Annotated in this window: 17 protein-coding genes; 12 read left to right on the top strand and 5 right to left on the bottom strand. The window is 61.0% G+C overall.

The window, feature by feature from the left end; translation table 11 throughout:
• The first annotated feature begins 127 nt into the window (after nt 1-127).
• Nucleotides 128-1,618 (top strand): MDR family MFS transporter, encoded by a 1,491-nt coding sequence (locus tag BS630_RS11250; RefSeq protein ID WP_077977469.1) that lies wholly within the window; start codon nt 128-130, stop codon nt 1,616-1,618.
• Nucleotides 1,619-1,659: 41 nt separating this feature from the next.
• On the top strand, nt 1,660-2,103 hold the full coding sequence (locus BS630_RS11245) for a hypothetical protein (protein WP_077977468.1): 444 nt from the start codon (nt 1,660-1,662) through the stop codon (nt 2,101-2,103).
• Nucleotides 2,104-2,174: 71 nt separating this feature from the next.
• Here the strand turns inward: BS630_RS11245 and BS630_RS11240 are convergent, their stop codons facing one another.
• Nucleotides 2,175-3,020: a class I SAM-dependent methyltransferase gene (locus BS630_RS11240; RefSeq protein WP_077977467.1), complete on the bottom strand. Its 846-nt coding sequence runs from the start codon at nt 3,018-3,020 to the stop codon at nt 2,175-2,177.
• 313 nt (nt 3,021-3,333) lie between these two features.
• Between BS630_RS11240 and BS630_RS11235 the strand changes: the two genes are divergently transcribed.
• Nucleotides 3,334-3,534: a hypothetical protein gene (locus tag BS630_RS11235; RefSeq protein ID WP_038613687.1), complete on the top strand. Its 201-nt coding sequence runs from the start codon at nt 3,334-3,336 to the stop codon at nt 3,532-3,534.
• A 119-nt stretch (nt 3,535-3,653) separates the two neighbouring features.
• Here the strand turns inward: BS630_RS11235 and BS630_RS11230 are convergent, their stop codons facing one another.
• A complete protein-coding gene (locus BS630_RS11230; RefSeq protein ID WP_077977466.1) occupies nt 3,654-4,031 on the bottom strand; it encodes a nuclear transport factor 2 family protein in 378 nt (125 codons plus the stop codon).
• 128 nt (nt 4,032-4,159) lie between these two features.
• Between BS630_RS11230 and BS630_RS11225 the strand changes: the two genes are divergently transcribed.
• Complete coding sequence (locus BS630_RS11225) at nt 4,160-4,618, top strand: MarR family winged helix-turn-helix transcriptional regulator (protein WP_077977465.1); 459 nt, start codon at nt 4,160-4,162, stop codon at nt 4,616-4,618.
• A gap of 31 nt (nt 4,619-4,649) precedes the next feature.
• A complete protein-coding gene (locus tag BS630_RS11220; RefSeq protein ID WP_077977464.1) occupies nt 4,650-5,030 on the top strand; it encodes a GFA family protein in 381 nt (126 codons plus the stop codon).
• A gap of 28 nt (nt 5,031-5,058) precedes the next feature.
• Here BS630_RS11220 and BS630_RS11215 read toward each other — a convergent pair whose 3' ends face one another.
• The 3 genes from BS630_RS11215 to BS630_RS11205 form a co-directional block, all read right to left on the bottom strand.
• The gene (locus BS630_RS11215) at nt 5,059-7,068 is read right to left on the bottom strand and encodes an ABC transporter ATP-binding protein/permease (protein WP_077977463.1); all 2,010 of its coding nucleotides are present in this window, start codon (nt 7,066-7,068) and stop codon (nt 5,059-5,061) included.
• Between the two features lie 110 nt (nt 7,069-7,178).
• Entirely contained in the window at nt 7,179-8,261 is a 1,083-nt protein-coding gene (locus BS630_RS11210) for an MFS transporter (protein WP_245310405.1), read from the bottom strand.
• A gap of 399 nt (nt 8,262-8,660) precedes the next feature.
• On the bottom strand, nt 8,661-9,560 hold the full coding sequence (locus BS630_RS11205; RefSeq protein WP_077977462.1) for a GntR family transcriptional regulator: 900 nt from the start codon (nt 9,558-9,560) through the stop codon (nt 8,661-8,663).
• Between the two features lie 226 nt (nt 9,561-9,786).
• Here BS630_RS11205 and BS630_RS11195 point away from each other — a divergent pair, with 226 nt between their 5' ends.
• From BS630_RS11195 to BS630_RS11165, 7 genes are all read left to right on the top strand, one after another.
• On the top strand, nt 9,787-11,289 hold the full coding sequence (locus BS630_RS11195) for a UxaA family hydrolase (protein ID WP_077977461.1): 1,503 nt from the start codon (nt 9,787-9,789) through the stop codon (nt 11,287-11,289).
• Between the two features lie 92 nt (nt 11,290-11,381).
• Complete coding sequence (locus tag BS630_RS11190) at nt 11,382-12,401, top strand: aldo/keto reductase (RefSeq protein WP_077977460.1); 1,020 nt, start codon at nt 11,382-11,384, stop codon at nt 12,399-12,401.
• 9 nt (nt 12,402-12,410) lie between these two features.
• Complete coding sequence (locus BS630_RS11185; RefSeq protein ID WP_077977459.1) at nt 12,411-12,857, top strand: RbsD/FucU family protein; 447 nt, start codon at nt 12,411-12,413, stop codon at nt 12,855-12,857.
• A 208-nt stretch (nt 12,858-13,065) separates the two neighbouring features.
• The gene (locus BS630_RS11180; protein ID WP_017958826.1) at nt 13,066-14,055 is read left to right on the top strand and encodes an ABC transporter substrate-binding protein; all 990 of its coding nucleotides are present in this window, start codon (nt 13,066-13,068) and stop codon (nt 14,053-14,055) included.
• Between the two features lie 108 nt (nt 14,056-14,163).
• Nucleotides 14,164-15,717: a sugar ABC transporter ATP-binding protein gene (locus BS630_RS11175; RefSeq protein WP_017958825.1), complete on the top strand. Its 1,554-nt coding sequence runs from the start codon at nt 14,164-14,166 to the stop codon at nt 15,715-15,717.
• Nucleotides 15,718-15,744: 27 nt separating this feature from the next.
• Complete coding sequence (locus BS630_RS11170; RefSeq protein WP_025393012.1) at nt 15,745-16,719, top strand: ABC transporter permease; 975 nt, start codon at nt 15,745-15,747, stop codon at nt 16,717-16,719.
• 230 nt (nt 16,720-16,949) lie between these two features.
• Nucleotides 16,950-17,984 carry a zinc-binding alcohol dehydrogenase family protein gene (locus BS630_RS11165; protein WP_077977458.1) on the top strand — a complete coding sequence of 345 codons (1,035 nt, stop codon included), beginning with the start codon at nt 16,950-16,952 and terminating at the stop codon, nt 17,982-17,984.
• Nucleotides 17,985-18,208 lie beyond the last annotated feature (224 nt).

Below are 18,208 nucleotides of genomic sequence, written 5' to 3'. Positions count from 1 at the left end.
CGGCCTGCTTTACCGGCCGGGCTCGAGGTCGTAAAAGGGCCCATCACTCCGCAAGCGGCGCATCGCCCCACACCCAGCCAGCCTGCCGATATTTCCGGCATCTGCGGAGCACCCGAAGAGGATCGTCATGTCGAATGCAGCGCAACGCTCGAACCGCGTGCTTATCGTCGCCACCATCATGCTGGCGACCTTCATGGTGGCGATCGAGGCGACGATCGTGGCGACCGCGATGCCGCGCATCGTCGGGGAACTCGGCGGCTTTTCCTATTACAGCTGGGTATTTTCGGCCTTCCTGCTGGCGCAGTCGACGACCACGGTCATCTACGGCAAGCTTTCCGACATTTTCGGGCGCAAGCCGGTGCTGATCGGCGGCATCCTGATCTTCCTCGTCGGCTCATTGCTCTGCGGGCTTGCCTGGTCGATGATGTCGCTGGTGCTGTTCCGGCTGCTGCAGGGGCTCGGCGCCGGCGCCATCCAGCCGGTGACGATGACGATCATCGGCGATCTCTTCAAGCTGGAGGAACGCGGCCGCGTGCAGGGCGCGATGGCAACCGTCTGGGCGACCTCGGCCGTCGTCGGGCCGCTTGCCGGCGGCATCATCGTCGACAATATCTCCTGGGCCTGGATCTTCTGGATCAACCTGCCGATCGGCGTCATCTCGATCATCGCCTTCATGGTCTTCCTGAAGGAGGACGTGGCGCACAAGCAGGTAAAGATCGATTACCTCGGCTCGGTGCTGTTTTCGATCTCGATCGTGGCACTTCTCGTCATGCTGACGGAAACCGATGCCAGCGTCTGGATCCTGCTTTCGCTTTTCGCCGTCTTCGTGGTGACGGGCCTGCTCTTTCTCGCCCAGGAGAAGCGGGCGCCGGAGCCGATCATTTCGATCCCGCTCTGGAGCCGAAGGCTGATTGCGACCAGCAATGCGGCGACGCTGCTGGCCGGCATGGCGCTGATCGGACTTTCGACAATCCTGCCGCTCTATGTGCAGGGCGTGCTCGGCCGCTCGCCTCTTGTCGCGGGGTTCACGCTCACCATGCTCGTCGTCGGCTGGCCCTTGGCGGTGATGCTCTCCAGCCGCTTCTACAAGGCCTTCGGCATCCGCCGCACGCTGCGCGTCGGCAGCCTGATGTTTCCCTTCGGCGCCTGTTTCCTGTTGTTCCTGACCCCTGACAGTTCGCCGATCGTTGCCGGCGCCGGCTCCTTCTTCATGGGCTTCGGCATGGGTCTCATCAGCCTAACCAGCCTCGTGCTCGTGCAGGACAGCGTCGAATGGTCGATGCGCGGCAGCGCCACCGCCTCGATCATCTTTGCGCGCAGCCTCGGAAATACGCTCGGCGCCACCGTGCTCGGCGCCATCCTCAATGCCGGCATCAACCACTATGCGAGCGGCGAGGCGGCTGCAGGCCTGCACGAGGTGCTGAACCAGCCGACCGGGCTTTCGGCGCTCGCCGCCGATCCGGCGATCCGCTCGGTCTTCAACGCGGCCTTGCATTGGAGTTTCTGGGGCGTAGTCGTCGTCGCGGTGCTGACCTTCTTCACCACCTGGCTGATCCCGGTCGGGCCTAGCCAGAAGCGCGAGGGGGCGGCTGTCGCCAGCGAGGCGCCCTCCCATTAAAGCGGTTCAGCCGTTCGGCGCGACTTAGGTAAGAGGCTCTGATGGGTTACGACCTTCACATCACCCGCAAAGTAAATTGGTTCGACGCGTCTCCGTCGATCACTCTCGACGATTGGCTCGAATACGTCGCCAACGATCCGGAAATTCAGCACCGCGGCTTTGCTGAAACTCCTACCGCCGATGGAGGTGTTCTACGGGTGGAACAGACGGGCATGTGCGTCTGGAAAGAATATTCACCCGGCAAAAATCGGGAAAACGCCGCATGTCTTTGGTGGAGCGGAGGCAACATCGTTGTCAAAAATCCTGATCAAGAAATCCGGCGGAAAATGTGGCTTATCGCCCAATCTCTCGAAGCCGAAGTCCAGGGAGAAGAGGGAGAATATTATGGCCGTGATGGCGAGAGCATCGTGACGCCGGCGAAAGCCATACTCGCGCCTAAGCCTTTGATGCCTTCCGATCCAAAGCGTCCATGGTGGAAATTCTAGTAGACTGGGCTGTTCTGCGCTGCGTTGCTACACCGGTGGATTGTGTTTTGAGAGTCGACGAGATTCTGAGGCTATCGCGTGCCTGTGATGACCGTTGCCGTCGAGCGAAGGCGAACCTTGCCATCGCTGACGGATTGGAGAGCTAGCTCCAGGACCTCGCCGCGGATTTTCTCCCGTGTTGCCGCATCTGCCCTGGATAGTCCAGCGACAACCGGCGCGGCGACCTCAGTCATGAAGTCCCAGTAACGCGCTGGGGTATCGTGCACCATCGTCGCCGACACCTCTTCCTCGGCGACATCGAGAAGGCCCGCCTCTCTGAACGTCTCGACCATCATACCTTCCCCCGCACAGCGGAACAGGCCCGGAGAGCCGGGTGGTGGCGAGGGCATTTCCACGTGGCGGGCGATCGTGCCCATGATCGTGGTCGCCCATGAATTTTTGGCAGGAGTGCTCCAGACTGCGGCGCAGACGCGCGCACCGGGCTTTGCCACGCGTGCCATCTCCTTGGCGGCGGCAGCGATATCCGGGAAGAACATAAACCCAAACCGGCACAGAACGGCGTCGAAACTGGCATTGGCAAAAGGCAACGCTCCCGCATCGCATAGGCGAGTTTCGAAGTTTTTGAGGCCACGTTTGGTCGCATTTTCTGCGGCAACAGTCAGCATATTTTCCGAGAGATCGGTTACGACAACATGGCCGTCCGGGATTGCCGCCGCCGCCGTCAGGCCGGGTTCGCCAGTGCCGGCGGCTATGTCAAGCACGCTAAAGCCGTTGGAGAGATTTGCGTGCCGGAGCATGGTGTCACCAAACGGCGCAAGCCAGCCGAGAACCAAGCTGTCCCATTTCTTCCAGCCGGCGGAAAACTTGTCCCACGTCTCACGTTGCTGGTTACGGATATCGTCGAGATTTGCTGACATGCACCGGCTCCCCCTACGTTCAACCGGCAAAGCCGGGAACGTCACTATGCGCCGCTGATGGCGGGATTCAATGAAAATAAGCGCAATCGGGCCAATCGCCAGGCATGACCCAACCTGTTGGGACGGAGTGGTTGAATTGACCAAGACTATTGGAGCTTTTATACAATAGCTTTTGCGAAACTCCGGATAATCCTTATAAATCAACGGGCTTCTCCTGGATGGTGTCAAATCAAGAAAGCGGAACCAGCGGATTGCCGAAGCGATACAGCCCGGCTGTATGCATCAGCCATGGAGAAACAAAATTATAAAGATCATGGTCTTGCTGCACAGCGCCGATGGCATGGCTTGGCAGTCTCCCCCTAAAGGCACCAGCCTGAAGACATTGAACGAAGCCGAAGAGCAAGGCTTCATCTTGATCCGCGGGGAATTTCAGAAACGGCAATTCCGTTTGACAGAGCTGGGCTCCAACTATGTCGAGCGCGACAAGCGGCGTCTCGAAGCGCGCAAGCTCTGAACCGATACCGCCTGCTAAGCGCGAATTGAACGCACAAGCCAGAGCCCGACGGCCGAAAGGCGGGCCTGACAATGGCGCGTCGCAACGGGAGCGGTCATCCCCGCATAGGGAGTACCAGCTTACAGGCCATCTCGGATATCGAAGCGGACGATCTTTTCGCCTTCCATGCGGAAGATATGCGTCACCGTCTTGTCCTTCAGGCCATGGCTTTGCCCTTCCAGCGGCCGGCCATCGAGGTCGAAGACCGATTGGATCACTTCGACTGCGACGGCGCCATCTTCGGTTTCTTTAAATGCGACTGGCTCGACGTGCGGACTGATGACGGCCCACTGGCGTGTCCAATAGTCGCGCACGGCCTGACGACCATGCACGTGCCCGCCATCCATTCCGTTGGCCCAGGCGACATTATCGGAAAGGACCGCAAGGACAGCGTCGATGTCTCTGGCGTTGAAGCTGGCATAGATGCGCTTGATCATTTCGACGTCAATTTGAGACATGTCATTTCCTCGATGGAGATTGAAACATTCGCTGTGCGGCATCGAAACGGCCTTGTCTCATGCCGCGCATCAATATACATATGTACATATATATCTCGTGGTCAAGCGCAGGCAAGGGGTGATCGGAATTGGACGAAGACGTGCTTTCTACGCCGGGGCATCTCATCAGTCTTGCGGCGCGGGGGTTCGCCCGCCTCAGCGAGTCACGCCTTAAACCGCTCGGCTTCGGTGTCGGCCAGTTGCCTGTCCTGGTCGCGCTGCAGAATGGCAAGGCCAGCACGCAACGCGACCTCGCCCGCTTTGCCAGGGTCGAGCAGCCGCCGATGGCGCAGATGCTCGCTCGCATGGAGAGAGATGGATTAATACAGCGGACACCCGACCCGGATGACGGCCGCAGCAGTCGCATCGTGATGGCGAAGGCTGCACAGCACAGCATGCCGGAGGCGATCGCTGCCTTGTTCCAAGGAAATAAAGAGGCATTGACTGGGTTCACGGATGCGGAAGCGGAGCAGCTTGTCGATCTGCTCAAGCGGCTGATCGAAAATCTGGATCAGATTGCGAGCGCGGAATCCTCGGCGCAGCTTTAGGAAGACCAGTAGGCTTATGAGAGGAAGGCTTATGCACAAAGGATCCTGCCTGTGTGGTGCGGTAACTTTTGAGATCGAAGGCGATCTGCGAGCGCCGGATGCGTGCCATTGCTCCAAATGCCGAAAACAGTCCGGCCACTTTTTCGCTTCAACCGACGTGCCAAGGCGTCAGATCGCGATCCAGGGAGGTGAAAGTGTTACTTGGTACCAATCCTCAGAAAAAGTGAGGCGTGGATTTTGCGGGGTATGTGGATCATCGCTGTTTTGGGACCCACCTCATCACGACTGGATTGCTGTCGCGATGGGTGCATTTGATGGCCCGACCGAAACCAAATTGAAAATGCATATCTATCCTGCTGACAAAGGCGATTACTACGACATCACCGACAACCTGCCCCAGAATGCGCAATAGGCAGCGGTTGCTCGCCCGCGAGCGGATTTCAATTTCTATTCTGCGGCTGCGGCGCCTTGTTCGAGGTCGTGCTACCCTTCGGCAGGGAGCGGCGGTTCTCCAAGACGCGTGATAGCAAGTTCCCTTTTCTTTTGCGCGGGATGAGATCTATATCGCTGACAAGCTTTGCGCCGCCCCGGCGGCGCTCCAGCGTGATCTTGCGGCTATGGAAGGTTTCCAGCTCAGCGCGATGCGCGACGCTGATGATGGTGACATCAGGCAATTCATCGATCACCATCTGCATCATCTTGTCCTGGCTCTTCTCGTCGAGTGCCGAGGTTGCTTCATCCAGCACGATGATATCGGGTTTATGCAGCAGAAGACGGGCAAAGGCCAGCCGCTGCTTTTCGCCGCCCGACAAGGTCTGGTCCCATGGCGCGTCTTCCTCGATCTTATCTTTCAGATAATCCAGTCCCACCTTGTCGAGGGCCGACTTGATCTCATCCGGCGGCCAGTTATCGGCGCCGCCGGGATAGGCGACAGCACGGCCAAGCGTCCCCGAAGGAATATAAGATCGTTGCGGCAACATGAACAATCGCCTGTCGGCGCGGAAATCGACGCTGCCGCCACCCCACGGCCAAAGGCCGGAGATGGCCCGCACCAGCGTGCTCTTGCCCGAACCGGATTCACCTGACACAAGCACCCGCTCGCCGGGCTGGATCTCGACCCGGGTTTCCTTGACCACCGCGGTGCCATCGTCAAGCGACACGGCGAGATCGTTGAGGCTGAGCATCGCCTCACTTTCGGTTTGGCCATGCTTGATGCGCCCGAGCGAGTCGCTCTGTTCTGCACGCTCCAGCCCGTCGAGCGACATCATCAGCGACGCGACGCGTCGCGCGCATGCGTTCCAATCGGCAAGACGCGGATAGTTGTCGACCAACCAGCCGAAGGCGGTCTGGACGATGGCGAAGGCTGACGCTGCCTGCATGACCTCGCCCAGCGTCATGCTGCCTTCGAGAAATTTGGGGGCGCAAAGGAGGAGCGGCACAACAGGGGCAATCAGCATCGACCCATGCGACACAAACGTCGTGCGCATATGCTGGCGGGCGAGCAAAGCCCATTGCTTCAGCACATTGCCGAAGGTCTTGTCGAGGTCGTTGCGCTCTTCCTCCTCGCCACCGAGAAGCGCGATGCTCTCACCGTTTTCCCGCACATGCGTCAGCGTATAGCGAAATTCGGCCTCTACCTGGTTCTTGACCTCGGAGACCTGCACGAAATGGCGGCCGATCACCGCGATCACGCTGGAGGTGATCACGGCGTAGAGGACCGCGGTGACGACGAGAAAGCCGGGAATGGTGATGGTCCAGCCTCCGATCGGCAGCGTCAAGGCTCCGCCGATCGTCCACAGCACCACGATGAAGGTCGAGGCCGACAGGAACGCCGCGATGACACCGGCGGTAAAATCGACGGGGGCTTCGGTGGCGATCCTCAAATCCTCCGAGATGCGCGCCTCGGGGTTCTTGTGGTCGCCGCCGATGAGGTTCAGCTGATAGTATCGGCCGTTTGCCAGCCAGCGCGCGATGACTGCCGTCGCCAGCCAGGAACGCCAGCGCCGCTGGATCATCATGCGAACAGCGACCTGTGTGGTGACAAGGGCGACGGTTCCAAGCACGAGCGGCACGAACACGCCGCTGAGGTAATAGACGGTGCCGGCATCGTGCCGCTCTATGGCGTCGAAAATCGCGCGGTTCCAGCGATTGATCCCATACTGGAAGCCGACATTCATGCAGATCATGGCAAGCAGCCCGATCGACAACGGCCAGGCGAGCTTGTCACCGCCACGGCCCCAGAAACGGCGCGCGGTGATCCAGAAGCGCTTGAGCAAATACCGCTTGCGCGCATGCTCGGCCTCCTCGGGCGTCAACTCCGGATCGGGTTCAATGATATCTGGCGGCGGCACGACCTCGACAGTCGATGCCTTCTCCTGGCGCGTCTTTTCGGCACCGTGCGGTTCGTCGGTGCCGTCGACCGATGTCGGATTGAGTTTAGCGTCGGCCATAAGCGCGATAACGGCTTACACATCGAAATGTTTCATGAGGCCGGTGACGTACGTGTCATCGAAGGGCTTGTCGAGAAAATGAGGGGAAGACCGCGGCCGTGTTGTCGCTGTTACACCGTATCTGAGCCCATGACATAGCTGTCGTTCGCCGCGTTCTGGATCATTGCGATGGCGACCGGCGGCAAGATGAAACTCCAGATGCCGAGCCAGGCAATCGACATGAAACCTCCCCGGCCTCTGTCGCGTGCCCGCTCATTGAGGAGATCGCCAAGGGTCATGACAAGAACCGGCAATCCGAGCGGTACGAGGATCGCGATCAGCATGGCGGCAAGCGGCGTCAGCAGGCGCTGCGACTGCGCCGCGCCCGCCAGCTCCCCGTGTATGCGATAGACCCAGTAGGCAAGATAGATAAGGGCGGCCACAGCAATGGTGAAGACCAGAAGCGCTAAAAGCAGCGTGATGGGGGAGGAGGCGACGTCGGCATCATTTGCCTGAAACAGATGGACACCGAACGCCATCAGAAAAATCAGGATCGGCGGGGTGATTAGGATGATGGCGACCAGGAGAGGGGATCGCCGGCGCGGCGCAAGCGGCTTGTGTCGCGGACGCGGAGCTTCATCGAAGGCCAGGTTTCCGGCCGGCACCAGCAATATGACGGCGAGGAGCAGGCAGGCCAGCAAACCCGAAACGACAGGTACGGCGCCGAGATCGAGCCCGTATAACCACGAGGCGCCGATCGGAGCAAAGGCTGAGAGCAGGATCGTCGTCGACATCAGCGTGAGAGCGCAGCCGAAGTCGATTTTTCCTGGTCGCCCGCCCACCAGGAATATCGCGATCGCGAGAGGGAAAACGGCCCGAACCGTGCCGAACACCACACCAAACAAAAACAGAAACACCGGCGATCCCCACAAAGCAGGCGCCGGCAGAAAAGCGATGGCGAGAATGGCACAGACGAGAAGGGGGGAAATCAAAGCCGACCGGCCATGGCGGCTCGCGACGATAAACGCCAGGAAGGCGCCGGCAACCCAGCCAAGAGTGGCGCCGGAATAGAAGATCCCGATCGTCTGAGCGCTGTTGCCCGTCATTTGCGAGATCACGGGAAAGACCGTGCTGAAACCCTGTCCACCGATTGCCAAAAGAAGCGAGGAAAAAAACACGGCCCAATAGCGATAGGTGCTGAGGAAATCGGCCAGCGTTCATTCGGCATTGCGGGAGGGGGCAGAGGTGTTTTCCATCGGTGAAACTTGCTCTCCATTGATGATCATCGCTCATCGCAGACGGTGGATGCGTCGACCATGCGCATCGAGGAGGTTATTTCAATAGCTTTGACGCGGCATCCGGATCAGCCCAGAGGTTTTGCCGACATATCGTGACGGATTCATAAATCTTGCCTTCGGGCCGAAAGGTGCCGGGTGGAAGCAACAAGGGCAATCATTGCGCCTTTTCGTGTCTCATTCTGGTCGAGTTCCGGCAAGGTCGGCCGTAACGCGGCAACAGCGGACGGAAAAACGAAAAATGCCACCGGACATTTGCAGCGACGCTGCATCGGGATGGGCTAATCGTCGTTGGTGTCGCCCCTCCGCTTCCGCTCCTCACGCGCTCTCCGTCGCGACCTGCGGCAGGGATTGCAGGAGGGTCTGGCGGGCGGAGTGCAGATGCGCGCGGCAGGCGGTTTCGATTGCCGCCTGGTCGCCGGATTCCAGCGCTGCGATATAATCCAGATGTTCGTGGATGGCGCGCTCGTTGCGCTGGCGGGCGGCGGTTTTGTTCCACTGGTAGTGATAGTGGAAGACGATGGCGATGGCGTCGTAGAAATCGGCGATGAAGCGGTTCTTCGAGGCGCGATGGATCAGCAAGTGGAAGCGCTCGTCGAGGACGGAGAAATCCTTGAAGCGCTGGTTGATGTCGGCAAGCATGGCGTGATGTTCGTCGCGCATAGCGGCAAGATCGGCCCAGCTCTGATTATCCCTGGGAAGCCGGCCGAATTCGGCGGCGGAATGCAGTTCGAACATTTCGCGCACATCGGCCAACTCAAGCGCGAATTCGCGGGTGAAGCCTTTGAGCGTCCAGTGGCTGTTCGGGCGTTTCTCGATGAGGCCGAAGCGGGAGAAGCGGATCAGGAATTCGCGGACGCTGGTGGTGCCGGTGCCGATCTCGCGGGCAAGCTCCAATTCGTTGATCTGCATGCCGGGTGCTGCATCATCGGCAAGGATGCGCTGCATGAAGCTGCGCTCGATGATATCATGCAGGGAGTCGGTTTCTTCGGAGGGAAAGAGGTCGTGGTCTGTCGGCTGGCGCAGCACGATCTTCTGGCGCTTGTTCCAGCGGATGATGCCCTCTTCGCTGAGCCGCGTCAGGATGGCGCGCGCCGTCGAACGGCTGACGCCGAGCTGGGCGGCGATCTCCGGTTCCGAAGGCAGCGCGGTATCCGTGCGCAGGGCTACGGCATACCTATTATAGGCTTCCTTGAAGACCGTATTCTGCCTTGCCACCAGACCCCGCTTTCCGCCCTCGTATCCACTGCCCCGCTTCAAAGCAGGACAGAACAGACCGGGGCTTGTTCAAACGACCTTTAGCTTATTTCCGGTCGCCTGCGGCTCATTGCCTCCCTCGTCCACAGGATCAATATTCCCGTTGACTTGAAAATGTTTATTGTAGATAAAAAACAAAATCAATGCGCATTCGCCGATGCAGCGAGCGTTTCCCAGGGAGAATAAATTGGACAAACTGCCTTGGATCATCCTTTCGGCCGGTGACAATGTCGCGGTCGCAACGGCGGCAATCGCGCCGGGTTCGACGGTTGCCGGCATTCAGACCCGTGAGAAGATCGACCCCGGTCACAAGGTGGCGATAGCGGATATTCCGCTCGGGTCGCCCGTGGTGAAATACGGACAGGCGATCGGCCGCACGACGGCCGAGGTCAAGGCCGGCGACCATGTGCACAGCCACAACCTGCATTTCGAAAACGACCGGCTGGCGGCGACCGCCAATTCGGCACCTGAAACGGCCACTGCCGACGACGTCGGGCGCACCTTCATGGGGTATCGCCGCGCCGACGGGCGGGCGGCGACCCGCAACTATATCGGCATCATCGCCAGCGTGAACTGTTCCACCACGGTCTGCCGGGCGATCGCCGACGAGGCGAACCGGACGATCCTGCCGCATTATGAAGGCATCGACGGTTTCGTGCCGATCGTGCACGACCAGGGCTGCGGCATGAGCTCGACCGGCGACGGCATGAACGTGCTGCACCGGACGCTCGCCGGTTACACACGGCATGTGAATTTCGGCGGCGTGCTGATGATCGGCCTCGGCTGCGAGGTCAATCAGCTGACGCTTTACGGCCAAAGTGGTGCAGGCGCCTCGAAGCGGCATTTCAACATCCAGGATGCCGGCGGTTCGCGCCGTGCTGTCGAGCGCGCCATGGGCATGCTGCGCGAAATCGCCGCCGATGTCGGCAAGGAAAAGCGCATACCGATGTCGGTCGGGGAGATCATCATCGGCCTGCAATGCGGCGGCTCGGACGGCTTTTCCGGCATCACCGCCAATCCGGCGCTAGGGGTCGCGGCCGACCTGCTGGCGGCAGCCGGCGGCACGGCGATCCTTTCGGAGACCTCGGAAATCTATGGCGCCGAACATCTGCTGCGCAGCCGCGCCGTCAGCGACGAGGTGGCAAAGAAGCTCGACGACAAAATCGCCTGGTGGGAGCAGTACGTCGCCCTGCACGGCGCCTCGCTCGACAACAACCCCTCGCCCGGCAACAAGCGCGGCGGGCTGACGACCATTCTGGAAAAATCGCTCGGCGCCGTCGCCAAGGGCGGGCGCTCGCCGCTGACGGCGGTCTATGGTTATGCCGAGCGGGTCACGGCCCCCGGCCTCGTCTTCATGGACACGCCCGGCTACGACCCGGTCTCGGCGACCGGCCAGGTAGCGGGCGGAGCAAACATGATCGCCTTTACCACAGGCCGCGGCAGCTGCTTCGGCTGTCGGCCGGCGCCGTCGCTGAAGCTTTCCAGCAATTCGGCGCTCTATGCTTCGATGGAAGAGGATATGGACATCGATTGCGGCACGATCGCCACCGGCGACGCGACGATCAGCGGCAAGGGCCGCGAGATCTTCGACCTCATCGTCGATACCGCCTCGGGCAAGAAGACCAAGAGCGAGATCTTCGGCTACGGCGACAATGAATTCGTGCCGTGGCATCTCGGTGCGACGCTGTAATCTTTGTTTTTAGGCGATCCCGGACGGAAAACCACTTCACACTTTCTCCCGGGATTGCTCCAGATAGTTCAGCTTCTTCGTGAGGAGGAATGATGAAGACGAGACGGATCGGCAAGACCAAGCTGGAGGTGACCGAAATCAGTTTCGGCGCAGCCGCTCTCGGCGGTCTCTATCGCGCCTGCCCGCGCGAGCAGGCGATGGACACGCTGCAGGCGGCCTGGGACAGCGGCATCCGCTATTTCGACGTGGCGCCCTGGTACGGGCTCGGCCTTGCCGAACGGCGGGTCGGCGATTTCCTGCGCGACCAGCCAGACGGCTCTTACGTGCTTTCCACCAAGGTCGGCCGGCTGCTTCGGCCGGTGCCGACCGGCACGGTGCCTGATTATAGCTATGTCGATCCGCTCTCCTTCGATGCCAATTACGACTATTCCTATGACGGCATCATGCGCTCGGTCGAATTCAGCTATGCGCGGCTCGGCCTCAACCGCATCGATATTCTCTATGTGCACGATCTCGGCGTCTACACGCATGGCGCGGCGAAGAATGCGGTCCACCAGAAGCAGTTTCTCGACTCCGGCGTGAAGGCGCTCGAGCAACTCAAGTCGTCTGGCGCGATCTCCGCCTTCGGCCTTGGCGTCAACGAAGTGCCGGTCTGCCTCGACGTCATGCGCCATTCCGATCTCGACTGCATTCTGCTTGCCGGCCGCTACACCCTGCTCGACCGCTCGGCCGTTGCAGAACTGCTGCCGCTTTGCCGAGAGAAAGGCACATCGCTTGTCGTTGGTGGCGTTTTCAACTCCGGCATTCTCGCCACCGGCCCGGTTCCGGGTTCGCATTTCGACTATATGCCGGCTGATGACGACGTGCTTGCCAAGGTCGGTGCGATGGAGGCGATCGCCAAAAGCCACGGCGTGCCGCTGGCTGCTCCCGCCCTGCAGTTTCCGCTTCGCGAGACGATCGTCGCATCGGTGCTGATCGGCACAGCCAAGCCTTCGAGCCTGACGCGCAACATGGAAATCGTCGAGCCGCGGCTTGCCGACGAGATCTATGCCGAATTCGAACCCTATACGCTGGTCGCGCCGCCGCTCGGCGCCGAAGCGGTGCGAGTCTGAGGAGACATTATGCTCAAGGGTATTCATCCGCTGCTTGGCCCCGATCTGCTCCATGCGCTGAAGACCATGGGACATGGCGACGACATCGTCATATCGGACGCCAATTTTCCCTCTAGCTCGATGGGCCCGCCGGTCATTCGCGCCGACGGCGTCAGCGCCACTGACATGGCCGCGGCCATCCTGACCCATATGCCGCTCGACACTTTCGTGCCGGAAGCGGCGTGGCGGATGGAAGTGGTGGGCGATCCCGATGCGATGCCCGAGGTCTGCGCCGAATTCCAGCAGATCGTTTCCAAGCACGCCGGCGATTTCCGCATCGTGCCGGTGGAGCGTTTTGCGTTTTACGCGATGGCCCGCAAGGCCACCTACATCGTCGCGACGACGGAATTCCGACTGTACGGCAACCTGATTTTGAAAAAGGGCGTCGTGCATCCACACGAGGTCGACATGGCCTGATCCCTACTTTAGGGTATCGTGGTATTGGAATAAAATCAGTTGCTTGGCGGGAGTTTACCGAAGCAAAAAAGCCTGTCTGACGCTCTTGCAATTTGATTGCGCCTCGGCTAGCTTCACCTGGCAAATGTTTTTTATCGATAAAAATCGTCCGCCTGCGTTCAGCGGTCGATTTATTCGGAGGAGAACGCACCCTGAGAGGAGAACCCTTATGAGTTTCGTGAAATCCCTTCTGTCCCGCCGCGCCTTTACCGCGCTTGCAGGTGCCGCAGTTATCGCCACGGCGATGCCGGCACCGTCGTTTGCAGCCGACGTGACGATCCCGATCATCGTCAAGGACACGACGTCCTTCTACTGGCAGATCGTTCTGGCCGGCGCCCGCAAGGCCGGCAAGGATCTCGGCGTCAACGTGCCGGAACTCGGCGCACAGGCCGAATCCGACGTCAACGGCCAGATCAGCATTCTTGAGAACGCCGTTGCCGGCAAGCCGGCGGCCATCGTCATTTCGCCGACCGAATTCAAGGCGCTCGGCAAGCCGATCGATGAAGCGGCCAAGTCGGTACCGATCATCGGCATCGACTCGGGTGCTGACTCCAAGGCGTTCAAGTCGTTCCTGACGACCGACAACGTTCAGGGCGGCCGCATCGCCGCTGACGGCCTGGCCGCCGCTATCAAGGGCGCCACCGGCAAGGAAGAGGGCGAAGTCGTCATCCTCACCAACCTTCCGGGCGTCGGCTCGCTGGAACAGCGCCGCGAAGGCTTCCTGGATCAGGTGAAGACCAAGTATCCGGGCCTGAAGGTGATCGCCGACAAATACGGCGACGGCCAGGCAACGACCGGCCTCAACATGATGACCGACCTGATCACGGCAAACCCGAACCTCGTCGGCATCTTCGCCTCGAACCTGATCATGGCGCAGGGTGTCGGCCAGGCGATCGCCGAAAACAAGCTCGGCGACAAGATCAAGGTCATCGGCTTCGACAGCGACGACAAGACGGTCGGCTTCCTAAAGGATGGCGCGATTGCCGGCCTCGTCGTTCAGGACCCCTACCGCATGGGTTATGACGGCGTGAAGACCGCGCTTGCCGTCTCCAAGGGCGAGAAGGTCGAAGAGAACGTCGACACCGGCGCAAACCTCGTCACCAAGGCGAATATGGCCGATCCGAAGATCGACGCGCTGCTGAACCCGAAGATCAAGTAATAACGACAGACAGGCCGCGCCGGCTTCAAAAACCGGCGCGGCCTTTTCCATCCGTGCTATGTTTTGCAGGGGATGGAGAGCAGACGCGACACAAGGAGGAGAGGTCCCATGATCGGACTGGAAGAGGTCAGTCATCGCCATGATGACAGCGCGACGCTGAAAGAAGCCAATCGAATTCCCGCCGGATCGCCTATCCTCGAACTCAAGGGCCTGCAGAAGAATTACGGTCATGTGCAGGCGCTGAAGCCAGCGACGCTGACCTTTCTCGCCGGCGAAATCCACGCCATCGTCGGCGAAAACGGCGCCGGCAAATCCACCCTCATCAAATTGCTGACCGGCGTCATTACCCGCACCGCCGGCGAAGTGCTGTGGTGCGGCCAATCGGTAGGACTGTCGACGCCGAACGAGGCGATCGCCCGCGGCATCAACGCCGTCCACCAGGAAGTCGTGCTCTGCCGGCACCTGACGGTCGCCGCCAATCTCTTCCTCGGCGACGAGGTCAACCGCTATGGCCTGATGCGCAAGAAGCAGATGGAGAAGATGGCCCAGGCCGTGCTCGACGATCTCGGCTTTGGGCTGCCAGCGGGTGCACTGCTAAGCGAGCTGACCATCGGCCAGCAGCAGCTGGTGGCAACCGCGCGCGCGGCGATGCGCGGCACGCAATTCCTGATCTTCGACGAGCCGACAGCCTATCTGACCCGCCAGGAATCGGCGCAGCTCTTCAAGCTGATCCGCCGCCTGCAGGGCGAAGGCGTCACCATCGTCTATATCAGCCACCGCATGGAGGAAGTCTTCGAGCTTGCCGACCGTGTCTCGGTGCTGCGCGACGGAACGCATGTCGGCACGCGCCTGATCGGCGAGACCAACGATGCCGAACTGATCTCGCTGATGATCAATCGCTCGATTGAACAGATCTACCACAAGGAAGAAATCGCGATCGGCGAGACGATCCTCACGGTCAACGGCCTCTCCGGCCCGGGCTTCGAAGATGTGTCGCTGAGCGTCAAGGCGGGACAGATCGTCGGCCTCTACGGCCTGATCGGCGCGGGGCGCAGCGAATTCGCGCTCGGGCTCTACGGCCGCCAGCCGACGACATCCGGCGATGTCGAATGGATGGGCAAGCGTGTCGACATCCGCAACGAACGCACCGCCATGGAGCTCGGCATTGCGCTGGCGCCGGAAAGCCGGCGCGACCAGGGGCTTTGCCTCAACCTGCCGATCGGCCTCAACATCAACCTGCCGGTGTTCGGGCGGCTGAGCCACGGGCCGGTGATCAATCACGCGCGCGAATCGGCCAATGCCGACCAGCAGATCCGCAATCTCAGCATCAAGACGCCGAGCCGGCGCGTTCCGGCCTCCAGCATGTCGGGCGGCAACCAGCAGAAGATCGTCATCGGCAAGTGGCTGAGCCATGGCGCCCGGCTTTTCATCTTCGACGAGCCGACCGTCGGCGTTGACGTCGGCACCAAGGCGGAAATCTACCGGCTGTTCGCCAAGCTTCTGAAGGACGGCGCCGGTATCATCCTGATCTCCTCCTACCTGCCCGAGGTCTACGAACTGGCCGACCGGCTGCACGTCTTCCGCGCCGGCAAAATCGTCGCGAGCCATGATTATCACGCGGCGACGCATGAAGAAGTGCTCAGCGAAGCGATCGGCGTCTGAGCCAAAAGAATAAGAGGGAGAAAATTCATGACTGTCACCCCCACCGAAATCGTCGCGCCGCCGCCGCGCCGGAAAATGAACATTCTGTTCGGCCTGACGCTGATCGGCCTGCTGATCTTCCTCTGGATCGTGCTTGGCGTTGTCACCCCGAGCTTCTGGACGCCGCTCAATATCTCCAACCTGCTGCGTCAGGGCGCGATGACGGCAATCCTGGCGCTCGGCCAGACCTTCGTTATCATCACCGCCGGCATCGACCTTTCGGTCGGCGCCATCGTCGGCTTCTGCACCGTGATCATCGCCTGGCTGCTGCAGGCGGGCGTGCCGGTCTGGGGTGCGATCGCGTTGACGCTGCTGATGGGTGTGGCGATCGGCGCCTTCCATGGCTTCGGCATCGTGCATATGGGCCTGCCGCCGTTCATCATCACGCTGGCAACCCTGACATCGCTGCGCGGCATCGGCCTGCTGATCACCAACGGCTCGACAATCAACATCACCAATGAGGGCTTCAGCAATTTCGCCCGCGCCGATTTGCTCAGTATTCCCAGCCTGTTCTGGATGGTCATTCTGGTGGCGGTCCCCTCCTTCATCTTCCTGCATCTGAGCCGTTGGGGCCGCTATCTCTTCGCGGTCGGTTCGAACGCCGAGGCGGCGCGCCTTTCCGGCGTCAACGTCAAGGGCATGATCTACCTCGCCTATATCCTGTCTGCCTCCTTCGCCGCCTTCGTCGGCGTGCTGCTCGCCTCGCGCATTGCCATCGGCAATGCGACGCAGGCCGACGGCTGGGAACTGCAGGCAATCGCCTCCTCCGTCATCGGCGGCACCAGCCTGTTTGGCGCGGTCGGCTCGGTGCATGGCCCGCTGATCGGCGCCTTCATTCTCGCCACCATCAACAACGGCGCGAACCTTCTGAACGTCAACTCCTTCTGGCAGCGTATTATCACCGGTCTGCTGATCATCGTGATCGTGTTCTTCGACCAGCTGCGCCGCCGGCGGAGCAATTGAGAGGCGAGCAAGAGATCGCCGCCGGCCCCTCATCCGGCTGCCGCCACCTTCTCCCCGCTCGCGGGGAGAAGGGCAAATGCCGCAAACCTCTCCGTCCCGTTTGACGTTGTGCAGGGCACGTCTCCTCGCCCCGTTTACGGGGAGAGGGTTAGGGTGAGGGGTAGCTATCCGCACGAACCGAACAGCAGTGCCCCGACAGAGAGTAAAGAACGAAGGATGCGAGACCCGTCATGAAAGCAGTTCTTTGCCGGGAGCCCGGCGTGCTCGAGATCGTCGAGCGTCCTTCGCCAGCGGCTCCCGCCGCCGGCTGGGTGCGGCTTGCCGTCAGCCATGTCGGCATCTGCGGTACCGACTATCATATCTTCGAGGGCAACCATCCCTTCCTCGAATATCCCCGGGTGATGGGGCATGAGATCTCGGCGACGGTGCTGGAAGCGGGCGACGGCGTCACTATCGCGGTCGGCACGCCCGTCATCGTCAATCCCTATCTCTCCTGCGGGCAATGTATTGCCTGCCGCCAGGGCAAGCCGAATTGCTGCACCAATATCAAGGTGCTCGGCGTCCATACCGACGGCGCCTTCTGCGAGGAGATTTCGGTTCCGGCCGAGAACCTCTATGCCGCCGAAGGTGTAAGCCTCGAAGCGGCGGCGACGACCGAGTTCCTGGCGATCGGCGCGCATGCGGTGCGCCGCTCGATGACCGGTGCGGGAGCACGGGCGCTCGTCATCGGCGCCGGGCCCATCGGGCTCGGGGCAGCGATCTTCTCGCGCATCGCTGGCCATCAGGTGACGCTGCTCGATACCAGCACCGAGCGGCTGCAGATGGCATCGGATCGTTTCGGCTTCACCTCCGGCATCGTTGCTAACGAGGCGACAACGGATGCCGTCCGGGCAAAGACCAATGGCGATGGTTTCGACGTGGTCTTCGATGCGACCGGTTACGGCCCTTCTATGGAGAAGGCCTTCTCCTTCGTCGCCCATGGCGGCGCGCTGGTGCTGGTCAGCGTCGTCAAGGACGATATCCGCTTCTCCGATCCCGAATTCCACAAGCGCGAGATGATGGTAATCGGCAGCCGCAACGCCACCCGCGTCGATTTCGAGCATGTGGCGGACTCGATCGCCAAAGGCCTGGTGCCGGTGGACAAACTCATCACCCACCGCACGACGCTTACCGATGCGCCGCGCGATCTCGCGCGCTGGGCGCATGAGAAGAATGGGCTGATCAAGGCGGTGATCAGTGTTGGGGACATGCCCCGTAAGGGGTAGGAGGGGAACGGAGAGGTCGCGGCATGTTCTCTTCTCCCCTCGGGGAGAAGGTGCCGGCAGGCGGATGAGGGGGCCATACGGCACATCCTTCACCTAAACCTATTCCACCAAGCCGATGGCAAGCGCCGCCTGAACACGGTCAATCCGATACCGGCGTGGTCGAAGTCCACATAGGCGTTGTAAAAGACCGGCTTCGCCGGCCCCCTCATCCGCCCTACGGGCAC

Source organism: Rhizobium laguerreae (assembly GCF_002008165.1).
GTDB classification, from domain to species: Bacteria; Pseudomonadota; Alphaproteobacteria; order Rhizobiales; family Rhizobiaceae; genus Rhizobium; species Rhizobium laguerreae.
Note: the sequence above shows the minus strand (reverse complement) of the source record. Positions and strands in the feature narration are given on the sequence as shown.